This window comes from Streptomyces sp. JJ38 (assembly GCF_019303475.1).
GTDB lineage: Bacteria > Actinomycetota > Actinomycetes > Streptomycetales > Streptomycetaceae > Streptomyces.
Window position 1 is genome coordinate 1 of sequence record NZ_JABLSI010000082.1, and the last position, 10,900, is coordinate 10,900.

12 protein-coding genes are annotated in these 10,900 nt (G+C 73.9%); 7 read left to right on the forward strand and 5 right to left on the reverse strand.

Features of this window, described 5'->3' with window-relative positions; all coding sequences use genetic code 11:
- Window positions 1-608, reverse strand: a 608-nt coding sequence (locus tag HPT28_RS26010) for a sensor domain-containing protein (RefSeq protein ID WP_219094357.1), incomplete at its 3' end; no start/stop codon positions are given.
- A gap of 166 nt (window positions 609-774) precedes the next feature.
- Window positions 775-1,242 (reverse strand): hypothetical protein, encoded by a 468-nt coding sequence (locus HPT28_RS26015; protein WP_219094359.1) that lies wholly within the window; start codon window positions 1,240-1,242, stop codon window positions 775-777.
- A gap of 158 nt (window positions 1,243-1,400) precedes the next feature.
- On the opposite strand from HPT28_RS26015, the gene HPT28_RS26020 reads away from it, so the two are divergent.
- Both HPT28_RS26020 and HPT28_RS26025 read left to right on the forward strand, forming a co-directional pair.
- Window positions 1,401-1,853 carry a DUF3574 domain-containing protein gene (locus HPT28_RS26020; protein ID WP_219094361.1) on the forward strand — a complete coding sequence of 151 codons (453 nt, stop codon included), beginning with the start codon at window positions 1,401-1,403 and terminating at the stop codon, window positions 1,851-1,853.
- A gap of 159 nt (window positions 1,854-2,012) precedes the next feature.
- Window positions 2,013-2,921 carry an aminoglycoside phosphotransferase family protein gene (locus HPT28_RS26025; RefSeq protein WP_219094364.1) on the forward strand — a complete coding sequence of 303 codons (909 nt, stop codon included), beginning with the start codon at window positions 2,013-2,015 and terminating at the stop codon, window positions 2,919-2,921.
- Window positions 2,922-2,943: 22 nt separating this feature from the next.
- Here the strand turns inward: HPT28_RS26025 and HPT28_RS26030 are convergent, their stop codons facing one another.
- Window positions 2,944-3,417, reverse strand: coding sequence for a carboxymuconolactone decarboxylase family protein (locus HPT28_RS26030; protein WP_219094366.1), 474 nt, complete (start codon window positions 3,415-3,417; stop codon window positions 2,944-2,946).
- Window positions 3,418-3,800: 383 nt separating this feature from the next.
- Between HPT28_RS26030 and HPT28_RS26035 the strand changes: the two genes are divergently transcribed.
- Together HPT28_RS26035 and HPT28_RS26040 are read left to right on the forward strand one after the other, a co-directional pair.
- Entirely contained in the window at window positions 3,801-5,162 is a 1,362-nt protein-coding gene (locus HPT28_RS26035) for a 26S protease regulatory subunit (RefSeq protein ID WP_219094368.1), read from the forward strand.
- On the forward strand, window positions 5,159-6,262 hold the full coding sequence (locus HPT28_RS26040; protein ID WP_219094369.1) for a tetratricopeptide repeat protein: 1,104 nt from the start codon (window positions 5,159-5,161) through the stop codon (window positions 6,260-6,262). The genes HPT28_RS26035 and HPT28_RS26040 overlap by 4 nt, the downstream gene beginning before the upstream one ends.
- 383 nt (window positions 6,263-6,645) lie before the next feature.
- On the opposite strand, the gene HPT28_RS26045 is transcribed toward HPT28_RS26040, so the two are convergent.
- Entirely contained in the window at window positions 6,646-7,347 is a 702-nt protein-coding gene (locus tag HPT28_RS26045) for a hypothetical protein (RefSeq protein ID WP_219094371.1), read from the reverse strand.
- 302 nt (window positions 7,348-7,649) lie between these two features.
- Here HPT28_RS26045 and HPT28_RS26050 point away from each other — a divergent pair, with 302 nt between their 5' ends.
- Together HPT28_RS26050 and HPT28_RS26055 are read left to right on the forward strand one after the other, a co-directional pair.
- Window positions 7,650-8,057: a YciI family protein gene (locus tag HPT28_RS26050; RefSeq protein ID WP_219094373.1), complete on the forward strand. Its 408-nt coding sequence runs from the start codon at window positions 7,650-7,652 to the stop codon at window positions 8,055-8,057.
- Between the two features lie 8 nt (window positions 8,058-8,065).
- On the forward strand, window positions 8,066-9,211 hold the full coding sequence (locus HPT28_RS26055) for an RNA polymerase sigma factor (RefSeq protein ID WP_219094379.1): 1,146 nt from the start codon (window positions 8,066-8,068) through the stop codon (window positions 9,209-9,211).
- Window positions 9,212-9,230: 19 nt separating this feature from the next.
- On the opposite strand, the gene HPT28_RS26060 is transcribed toward HPT28_RS26055, so the two are convergent.
- The gene (locus HPT28_RS26060) at window positions 9,231-9,635 is read right to left on the reverse strand and encodes a heavy metal-responsive transcriptional regulator (RefSeq protein ID WP_219094375.1); all 405 of its coding nucleotides are present in this window, start codon (window positions 9,633-9,635) and stop codon (window positions 9,231-9,233) included.
- Between the two features lie 83 nt (window positions 9,636-9,718).
- On the opposite strand from HPT28_RS26060, the gene HPT28_RS27530 reads away from it, so the two are divergent.
- Window positions 9,719-10,741: an alkylmercury lyase family protein gene (locus HPT28_RS27530; protein ID WP_219094377.1), complete on the forward strand. Its 1,023-nt coding sequence runs from the start codon at window positions 9,719-9,721 to the stop codon at window positions 10,739-10,741.
- Window positions 10,742-10,900: the final 159 nt, after the last annotated feature.

Below are 10,900 nucleotides of genomic sequence, written 5' to 3' on the forward strand. Positions count from 1 at the left end.
CGGCGCAGGTCCGCGCTGGCGGTGTCCGTCACCACCGCCCGGTTCTCCTCCAGCTCCGCGATGCGCCGCTCCAGCTCGTCCGACGGCGCGAGCAGGACCCGCACCAGTGCCCGGTCCACGTTCGACAGCCCGCGGGCCAGCCACGGCAGCACCGGCCAGCCCACGAACAGCGCCGTGAAGGTGATCGTGAACGTCGCCACCCCCCAGGGCAGCCGGATCGTCGCGTACAGGGCGTGCCGCCAGCCCACCGGGTCCTTCAGCGTCGCCCACAGCCACGGGGCGAAGCCCCCGTGCGTGCGCGGCCGCAGCGGCGTCGGCTCCGGCACGTGGACGTCGAGCAGCAGCCTGGCCCGCGCCCGCTCCAGCTTCCCCAGCTGGCGGCAGCCCAGCAGCCCTGCCGCCAGAAGGGGCAGCCCGATCACCGTGATCGTCAGCGGCACCCCGACGTACAGCCACACCGACACGTAGACGAAGGCGACGACGGCCACGGGGAAGTTGAGCAGCAGATGGGCGATCTCCCGCCACGTCTGCGCGCTCAGCGGCGCACGCGGCGGCGGCAGGGTATGCCCGGCGTCGTTCTGCACCGTGGCGTCGGGACTCAGGCTCATGACCCAAGCCTGCCTGCCCCCGCTGACCAGCCGCCATGGGGTTCCTCAGTGAGCGGCGGTGGGGTTTTCCCTACCGCCTACCGCCTACCGCCAGCCGCCAGCCGCCAGCCGGACCCCGGCTCCCGGCGCCGGTCCGGGCGCCGCGCCCCCGCCCGAGGTGGCGCCGTCACCGGGGCGGCCTGCGCAGCAGGTACAGCCCGCGCCCCAGCCCCACCGCGAGCAGCACCAGGACGAGCGTCGTACCGAGGACCGCCACCAGCCCGGCGCCGATGTTGGCCCCCACGGTTCCGGCCGTCAGGACCCGGTGTCCGAGCGCCGCGACGACACCCGCCGCCAGCAGCGGCCCGACGGCGGACCACCAGTACAGGGGAAGCCGACGCGTACGGCTCCAGGCGACCAGCAGCGCCGCGGCCCCGACGGCGATCAGCAGCGCGTTCAGCCCGACGGCGAACTCCACGGTCGGATCGATGTCCCAGGGCCGGACGGCGTAGTCCAGCTCACTCTCCGGCAGCCCCTCGTAGTCCCGCTGCCCCACGAGCCACCAGACGGCGACCGGCAACGCCACCACGAGCGCGACGGCCACCGCCACCGTCTCCCACGTGCCCCGCTTCACCGCACCCCGCTGGTCGCCCATCGAACCAACGTACCCGTCGGCCCGCCCCAGCGGGCCCCTCGACCGGCGCCCACGCGGCACGGCCCGCGCCGCCGCCCCGAGCCCGGTCGGCCCCGCGGGCGCGGCCGCCGTCCTGCTGGACGCGTAACTCATACCGGTGCAACGCGGTTCATGCCGGTATGAATCCTTCCCGGCACCGCATGCGCCTCGCCGTCGTCGCCGTCTGCGCCGCCCTCTCCGGCGCCGCCACTCCCACCATCCTGGACGGCCTCACCGCGGACCCCGCCCAGGCCGCCCCGAACGCCGCCTACGTCGAGACCCACTTGCTGTTCGGCACCGCCCGCCCCGACGGCGGCCCCGACGTCACCGAAGGGCAGTTCCAAGAGTTCGTCAACGAGGTCGTCTCCCCACGCTTCCCCGCGGGCCTGAGCGTCGACGAACTCTCCGGTCAGTGGCGCAACCAGGACGGCACCATCTCCCGCGAGCGCTCCTACGACATCACCCTGCTGTATCCGGCGCACGAGGCCGCCGGGAAGGACGCGGCCATCGAGAAGATCCGCGAGGACTACAAGCACCGCTTCGCCCAGGAGTCGGTGGGCCGCGTCGACGACCACGCCCGCGTCGACTTCTGACCGGGCTCACCCCGCTCCACGGCCGCCGTCAGCAGGGGCGGTCCGTCCCGCTCGGGACTTCCACACCTCCCGCCCCCTGACATCCTCTGGAGCCCCGCAGACGTCGACGCCGACGGAATCCCGTGGCGAGCGTGTCGCCTCCCGGGTGACACTGCCGCCGTGACGCTTCACCAGAACGAGATCGCGGTCGACGAGGCGCTCGTCAGGTCGCTGCTGGCGGCCCAGCGCCCGGAGTGGGCCGGGCTGCCGCTGGCGCCCGCCGCTTCGGGGACGGACAACACCCTGTACCGGCTCGGCGACGACCTGCTGGTCCGGCTCCCGCGCACCCCCGACAACGGGCGGGCCGTGGGCAAGGAGCAGCGGTGGCTGCCCCGGCTGGCGCCCTTCCTCACCTGTGCCGTCCCCGAACCGGTGCACGCCGGCACCCCCACCGACGCCTTCCCCGTCGCCTGGTCCGTCCTCCGTTGGATCGACGGCGAGGAGCCGGGCCCGGACACCGTCTCCGACTGGACGGGCTTCGGGGCCGACCTCGCGGCCACGGTGCGGGAACTCCACGCCGTCGAGCTCATGGGCGCCAGGCGCGCGGACGACCTGAGCTGGTACCGCGGAGGCGGCCTGCGGCCGTGCGACGAGGCGTTCGGCGTCTCGTTCGCGGACTGCCGGACGGCCGAGGGCGCGGAGCTCGACGTGGACACCCTGGAGCGGCTGTGGCGGGAGGCCCTGGCCCTGCCCGAGCCCTCCGCGCCCCACGTGTGGCTTCACGGGGACCTCAAGCCCACCAACCTCCTCGTGCGGAACGGCAGGCTGCACGCCGTCATCGACTTCGGCGCCCTCTCCGTCGGCTTCCCCGACGCCGAGCACGCCACCGTCTGGGACCTGCCGCCCGACGCGCGCCGCGCCTACTGGAACGCCCTCGATCTCGACGACGCGACCTGGGTCCGCGCCCGCGCCTGGGCGATCGGGGTCGGCGTCAGCGGGATCGCCTACTACCGGCACACCTACCCGGCCTTCGTGGCCGAGTGCCGGGCACGGCTGGAGGCGATCCTCGCCGACGCCGCCGCACGCTGAACGCCGTGCGGACGTGCAGGGGTTACCCGAACTGCCCGGGCTGGTAGTCGCCCGCGGGCTGGCGGACGAGCACGTTGAGCCGGTTGAAGGCGTTGATGACGGCGATCAGGGACACGAGGGCCGCGAGCTGCTCCTCGTCGTAGTGCTCGGCGGCGTTGGCCCAGGCCTCGTCCGTCACCCCGCCGGCCGCGTCGGCGATCCGGGTGCCCTGCTCCGTCAGCTCCAGCGCGGCGCGCTCGGCCTCGGTGAACACCGTGGCCTCGCGCCAGGCCGCGACCAGGTGGAGGCGCACCGAGGTCTCCCCCGCGGCGATGGCCTCCTTGGTGTGCATGTCGGTGCAGAAGCCGCAGCCGTTGATCTGGCTGGCGCGGATCTTCACCAGCTCCTGTGTCGCCGCCGGAAGGGTCGAGTCGTGGATCACCTGGCCGGACGTGACGAGGGGCCTCAGCGCCTTGTTGGCGATCGGGCTGTTGAAGAGGTTCAAACGGGCTTCCATGGCGAACTCCCGTGCCGAGGTGAACGGTTACACCCACCTGACGCTTCGGCGCCGCCCGGTGTGACAGTCCGGGATAGTGACGTGCGTCTCCCCACCCACTCGCCCGCGGGGACAGGAGCCGAAGGTCTTCGACGCCGGGTACTGGCGCACGTTCCTGCCCATCGCGCAGTCCTCGACAGAAGATGGATGAGCATGAGGATCCTGCGTCACTACGCGGAGTTCTGGCCGGCGCGTGCGGGCGAGCCAGCGGCGGCTCCGGGAACTCACGGACGAGGTGGAGGCCGTCCTGTGACGACGACGCGGCGCGAGCGGGGCGCGCGGGCGGCCCGGTGCCGGCCCCCTGGAGGGCGGTGCGGCGGCCTCCGCCTGCTTAGGGTGGGGGCATGACGGAAGACTCGCCGCTGATACAGAGTCTGCGCGGAGCCGTAGCGGCCGCGCCGGATGACGTTCCGCTGCGCCTGCACCTCGCGGAGTTGCTGCTCGCCGCGGGCCGCGCCAGTGAAGCCGTCGCGGAGGTGGCGGTGGCTCTCCAGCATGCGCCGGACGACGGCTCGGCGCGGGCGCTGATGACCCGTGCCGTGGGGGCGCCGCCCGTGGAGCCGCCGCCCGTGGAGCCCCCGGCGTCCGCTCCCGCTCCACCGGTACCCGCCGCCGACGGTGCGCAACCCGCGATCGGCGCTGCCGGGCACGACGCGGGGACCGGCAAGAGCGGCTTCGACTGGAAGCTGGCCGAGGATGAGGTGGCCGATGTCCTGCCACCCCGCTTCGTGACGGACACCCCCGAGGAGCCGGAGGAGCCGATGCCGCCCCGGTCGGCACAACCCCTGCGGGCGGACGGCGCCGACGACCCCGGGGACACGGAAGCGTGGGACGTCGAGGGGCCGGGCGTGGTCCGCCTGGCTGACGTCGGCGGTATGCAGGAGGTCAAGGACCGGCTGGAGGCGGCCTTCCTCGCCCCCATGCGCAACCCCGAGCTGCGCAGGCTGTACGGCAAGAACCTGCGCGGCGGGCTGCTGCTCTACGGTCCCCCGGGCTGCGGCAAGACGTTCCTGGCCCGCGCGGTGGCGGGGGAGTTGGGCGCCGGTTTCGTCAACATCTCGCTCAGCGACGTCCTGGACATGTGGATCGGCTCCTCAGAGCGCAACCTGCGGGACATCTTCGCTGCCGCACGCCGCAGCGCGCCCTGTGTCGTTTTCCTGGACGAGCTGGACGCGCTCGGAGCCAAGCGCAGCCGTGTGCAGCACAGCGGCCTGCGGAACACCGTGAACCAGCTCCTCACCGAGCTGGACGGCGTCTCCGGCGGCAACGAGGGCGTCTTCGTTCTCGCCGCCACGAACCACCCCTGGGACGTCGACACCGCCCTGCGGCGCCCCGGGCGCCTCGACAGGACGCTGCTGGTCCTGCCGCCGGACCAACCCGCCCGCGAGGCGATCCTGCGCTACCACCTCAACGACCGGCCGGTCGCAGGCGTCGACCTCGCGAAGCTCGCCCGCCGGACGGACGGCTTCTCCGGTGCCGATCTCGCCCACGTCTGCGAGACGGCGGCCGAGCGCGCGCTCATGGACTCCGTCCGCACCGGCGAGACCCGGATGATCGGCATGCCGGACCTGCTGGCCGCGGCCAAGGAGCTGCGCCCCTCTGCGGAGGCGTGGTTCTCGGCGGCCCGCAACGTTGCCCTGTACGCCAACGAGGGCGGTACGTACGACGACCTCCTCGCCTACCTGAAGCGGCGGAAACTCGTATGAGCGGGAACGTGCCCGACGCGTTCGGCGTCATGGTCGACCGGTGCCGGGCCTTCGTGGACGTGGGCCGGTACGAGCCGGCGGCCGAGATCCTCAGCCGGCTCGTGGCGGACCACCCGGACTCGGCTGTCGCCTGGTTCGAGCTCTCCCGCTGCCGCCTGTACCAGGGCGAGCTGGCCGCGGGGCTGCTCGCCGCTCAGGAGGCTGTCAAGGCCGATCCGCAGTACGCACCGGGCTACCACGTGCTGAGCAGGGCGTTCTTCGACGCACGGCAGTATCCCGCCGCCGTCACGGCCGCCCGCGAGGGAGTGCGTCTGGCGCCGGAGCGCGCGATGTCCCACGTCATGCTCGCCCGAGCACTGCAGGTTGCGGAGGACGGCCAGGAGGAGGCCCTCGCCGCCGCTCAGGAGGCTGTCCGGGCCGAACCGGACAACTACATGGGGCACTTCGAGTCGGGCCTGATCCTGGCCCGGCGCAAGGACGGTCCCGGGGCTGTGCGCGCCTTCGAGGAAGTCCTGCGTCTCGACCCGCACAACGCCACCGCCCGTGCCAACCTTGTCGCGCTCCAGGGCAGTGAGCGGCTGAAGCGGCTGACCGACATCACCAGCGAGGAGATGCGCCTCGTCGGCGAGAACCCCGGCGACGCGGCGCTGCGCAGCAACATCGACGGCCGCCTCCACCGCCTGCTGCGCAGGACCCGCTGGATCGCCCTCGCCTGCCTGCTGCCCGCCATCCTGGCCGCCCGCGTCTTCGCGACCGGTGACGCCCCGGCGTCCCTCCCGGCCCCGCTGGGCACTCGGATGTACGCGCTGGCCGTCATCACGGCGGTCGTCTCCCTGTGCTGCTGGCTGACGTTCCGCCGCATGCCGTCGGGTGCCTGGCGCAGTATGCGTCTGCTCTGCCGCCGCTCGTGGCTCGTCCGCAGCGCCCCGCTCTCCGCCGCCTGGTGTCTGACGGGGGCGGTGCTGCTGTTGGCCGTCCCGTGGGCGGAGCGTTCGACCCTCCACCTGGTCACCCACGCGGCCTGGGTTCCGACCGTCGTCGCCATGTACACCGACCACGCGATCCGCAAGCTGAAGGGCCCCCGCGCTCTGTATACGTGACGGGTGGGCGACGGAACCCGCCGTGGGTGCGGGGGCGGGGCCTGCTCGTACGCGGCGTGCTCGGCTGCCAGCCGGGCGACGTCCGACAGGCCGGCCGGGCGTGCCGTATCCGCGGCCCCTGCCACCGCCATCGCCATCGCTTTCGGCTTCGGCCTTGGCCTTCGCGTAGGGCTTCACCAAGTGGCCGGAGACTTCGGAGCCGTTCACGTCGTTCAAACCGTTGAGTTTCTTCAACGGACGTACGGTCCGGGCGTGGTGGCCCTCGGAAAGGGCGCGCAGGGCGTCCGCGCCGATGGGTGTCGTAGCCTGCTCTGCCTGGCCTTCTGCGAGTTGGGTCATGCGGCCCGTCATGCCGCCCGCGTCATGTCGCTGCCCGCGTCGTCTCAGGTGCCCCGCCTGCCGTGTTGCTCGGCCCGGCGCCGCTCCAGTTCCCGCTTGCGGGCCAGCTTTCGCCGCCGGTCGTAGACGGCGCCCCAGCCCAGGAGGCTTCCGCAGCCGACCGCGATGGCGGAGGCGACCAGAACGAACGTGTCGTACACCTTGGGCTCGTCGGTGCGCGGACGCGCGCTGCCCCACGGGTCGTAGAGGACGTCGACCCGGCTGCCTCCCCGACAGCCCCGCGACTCGTCAAGCTTGGGCTCGATGGGCTCGCCCTCCGCCGTGGCCAGCTTGCACCAGGCGTCGGCGTCGTGGGCCTGGGCTCCTGTGCCCACCCGTCCACCGGGGAAGTAGTCGACGACCCGGGCGCGTGTCGTCTCCCCGCGCACGGTGAGCACCCAGTCCTCGGCGGTGGTGTGGCCGACCCCCGTCGCGACCAGCGAGGCCATCAGCCCCACCCCGAGGAAGAAACCGCCCCCGCCCCAACCGGACGTGTCGAGCCTGGCCAAGACGAAGAGCGCGACGAGGGGCAGCAGCAGCGCGACCCCCGTCAGAGCCAGGCCCAGAATGCGGGGGAGTCCCACCAAGGGACTGCTGGCGGCGAGCCCGAGGCTCGCGCCGACTACCGCCGAACTGGCCAGGACCGGGCCGAAGACCGGCACGGCCACATTCCGCCAGACGCGCTCCACCCGGGACCCCGTGGCCATCCGCGCTGCCTTCCCCTCCGTGCTCGACGACACCCTGAAGGCTATCGACGCCTTCAGCCGGGCGGACGCGGCGGGTGACCGGACGCGGCGGGGGCCGAAACGCGGCGCGGGCCGAACGCGGCGGGGGCCGAACGCGGCGGGCGGCCGGGCGCGCCGTCCCGGGCCGGTGAGGCGGGCGCCCTCCGGTTCGTCCGCCACAGCACGAAAAGAATCTCGGCCGGTGATGTCGAAACCCCGTGGCCCGCTCCGTCCCAGGGGTGAGCGCGGCCAGAATGGGCCGTACCACCACCGAGGAGAGAACGATGGCCAAGTACCTGCTGCTCAAGCACTACCGCGGCGCTCCGGACCCGGTGAACAACGTGCCCATGGACCAGTGGACGCCGGAGGAGATCTCGGCGCACGTCCAGTACATGCAGGACTTCGCGGACCGGCTGACGAAGACCGGCGAGTTCGTGGACGGTCAGGCGCTCGCCCCCGAGGGGGCCTGGGTCCAGTACGGCGGCGAGGGGCGTCCGCCGGTCACCGACGGACCGTTCGCCGAGACGAAGGACCTGATCGCCGGCTGGATGATCATCGACGTCGACACCTACGAGCGCGCCGTCGAGCTGGCCGGCGAGCTGTCGGCGGCCCCGGGCGCGGGGGGCGAGCCGATCCACGAGTGGCTGGAGGTCCGCCCGTTCCTCAGCACGCCGCCCACGATCACGGAATGACGTCACCGATGGACGAGGCACTGCTCAGAAGCCTCACGCCGAGCGTGCTCGCGATCCTCGTCCGCCGCGGAGCCGACTTCGCGGCGGCCGAGGACGCCGTCCAGGACGCGCTGGTCGAGGCCGTCCGCGTCTGGCCGGACGAGCCACCGCGCGACCCGAAGGGCTGGCTGGTCACCGTCGCCTGGCGCCGGTTCCTCGACGCGACGCGGGCGGACGCCGCCCGCCGTCGGCGTGAGGACCGCGTAGACGAGGAACCGTCGCCCGGGCCCGTGCCCGGCGTGGACGACACGCTCCAGCTCTACTTCCTGTGCGCGCATCCCTCGCTGACGCCGTCGTCGGCGGTGGCGCTCACGCTGCGGGCCGTCGGCGGGCTCACGACACGCCAGATCGCCCGGGCCTATCTGGTGCCCGAGGCGACGATGGCGCAGCGCGTCAGCCGGGCCAAGCGCACCGTCTCCCGGGCGCGGTTCGACCAGCCCGGGGACGTCGCCACCGTCCTGCGCGTCCTCTACCTGGTCTTCAACGAGGGCTACTCCGGCGACGTCGACCTCGCCGCCGAGGCCATACGGCTCACCCGGCAGCTCCACGCCGTCATCGACCACCCCGAGGTGGCGGGGCTGCTCGCCCTCATGCTGATCCACCACGCCCGGCGCCCCAGCCGGACCGCGCCCGACGGCAGCCTGGTGCCGCTCGCCGAGCAGGACCGCGCCCGCTGGGACACCGGGTTGATCGCCGAGGGCATCGAGATCCTGCGGTCGGCTCTCGCCCGGGACCGGCTGGGCGAGCTCCAGGCCCAGGCCGCCATCGCGGCACTCCACGCCGACGCGCGGACCGCCGGGGAGACCGACTGGGTGCAGATCGTCGAGTGGTACGACGAGCTCGCCCGGCTGACCGACAGCCCCGTGGTCCGGCTCAACCGCGCCGTGGCCGTCGGCGAGGCCGACGGGCCGCGCGCCGGGCTGGCCGCGCTCTCGGAGCTCGACGGCTCCCTGCCCCGTCACGCGGCGGCCTCGGCGTACCTCCACGAGCGCGCCGGCGACCTCGCGACGGCGGCACGCCTGTACGCCGAGGCCGCGCGGCAGGCGTCCAACCTCGCCGAGCGCGACCACCTCACCCGCCAGGCCGCCCGGCTCAACACCCGCCGGGGCGGCTGACGGTCCGCGCGGTTCGTGCTCAGGCCCCGGGCGCGGTGAGGATGGTGCAGATGTCGTCCTCGGCGCAGGCACCCGGATCGGTGGCTGCGGCGCGCTGGGCGAGGCCGCGCAGCTCGTCACGGGTCCTGGCCAGCTCGTCCAGGCGGCGTTCGACGTCGTCGAGCCGCTGCCCGATCAGCGCAATGACGTGTGCGCAGGGCGCCTTGCCATCGTCGCGCAGGGTGAGGACGGAGCGGATCTCGGCGAGGGTGAGTCCGGCCGTCTGGGCGTTGCGGACGAAGGCCAGCCGGGCGAGGGTCCGCTCCGGGTAGTCGCGGTAGCCGCCGGGGGTGCGCGGCGGGGCGGGCAGCAGACCGGCCTGCTCGTAGAAGCGGATGGTCTTGGTCGTCAGTCCGCTGGCCGCCGCGAGGTCGCCGATGCGCATGCCTCCAGGTTACGCCTTGACCCTCCATCGCACTGGAAGGTTTACCGTCCGGGCAGGACGACCAGCCCGAGAGGAGGCGCGACATGCGCATCACGGTGCTCGCGGTGCCGGAGTGCCCGCACGCCCCGCTGGCCCTGGAACGGGTCAGCACGGCCCTGGCGGGACGCTCCGCGCAGGTGGAGCTGGTGGAGGTCCACGAACAGGAGCAGGCCGCCGCGCGCGGCATGACCGGCTCACCGACGATCCTGCTCGACGGCGTGGACCCGTTCGCCCCGGCCGACGCGGTGCCGGGCGTCGCCTGCCGGGTGTACCGGGGGACGGACGGCACCCTGGCCGGGGCCCCGAGCGTGGCCGCCCTGCGCGAGGCGCTCGACGGAGCGAACCGGCCGGAGTCGGCCGCGCCGGAGCCCGCCGCGCCGGAGTCGGCCTCACCGGAGTCGGCCTCACCGGACGACTGCTGCGACGCGGAAGCCCTCGACGTCGTCGGCCGGGGTGGCCGGGGACGCCGCGCCCCGGCCGAGCGCGGCCTGCGGGCCGTGCACCAGGCGGTCCTGCGGCACTTCGCCGCCACCGGGGAGGCCCCGGGGCCCGAGTCGCTCGAACCCGCCGCCGCCGGTGCGGGCCGCACCGCCCGGGAGGTGCTGGCCGACCTGGCCGCCGAGGATTTCCTCACCCTGGACGAGGCCGGGACGACCCGCGCCGCCTACCCCTTCTCCGCCGTGCCCACCCGCCACCGGGTACGGATCGACGGCGGCGCGGAGGAGGTGTGGTCGATGTGCGCGATCGACGCGCTCGGCATCCCCGCGATGCTGGACGCGGACGTGGTGATCTCCTCCACGGACCCGGTCACCGGCGAGCCTGTCACCGTCACCACCGCACGCGGGACAACGCGTTGGGCGCCCCGGGACGCGGTCGTCTTCGTCGGTCAACGCCCGGGCGGCGGTCCCGCGGCCACGGCCTGCTGCGACGCGCTGAACTTCTTCGCGTCCGCCGCCTCCGCGCGGGCCTGGGCCGAGGAGCACCCCGAGGTTCCCGGCCGGACCGTCGGCCAGGAGCGCGCCGAGGAGATCGGACGTCAGACTTTCGGTCCCCTGCTCGCCCCCTGAAGACCCGCGGCCGCAGGCCCGTCAGACCGCGCGTGCCGCGTGGCGTCCAGGGCGGCGCGCCAGCCGAGGCCCTGACGGATCAGGTCCGCGGGCCCGTCCGCCCGCCGCGGCGGCGGGGCGTCGGCGGGCGCGGTGCGCGGCGGCGGCTCGGGGGCCCTG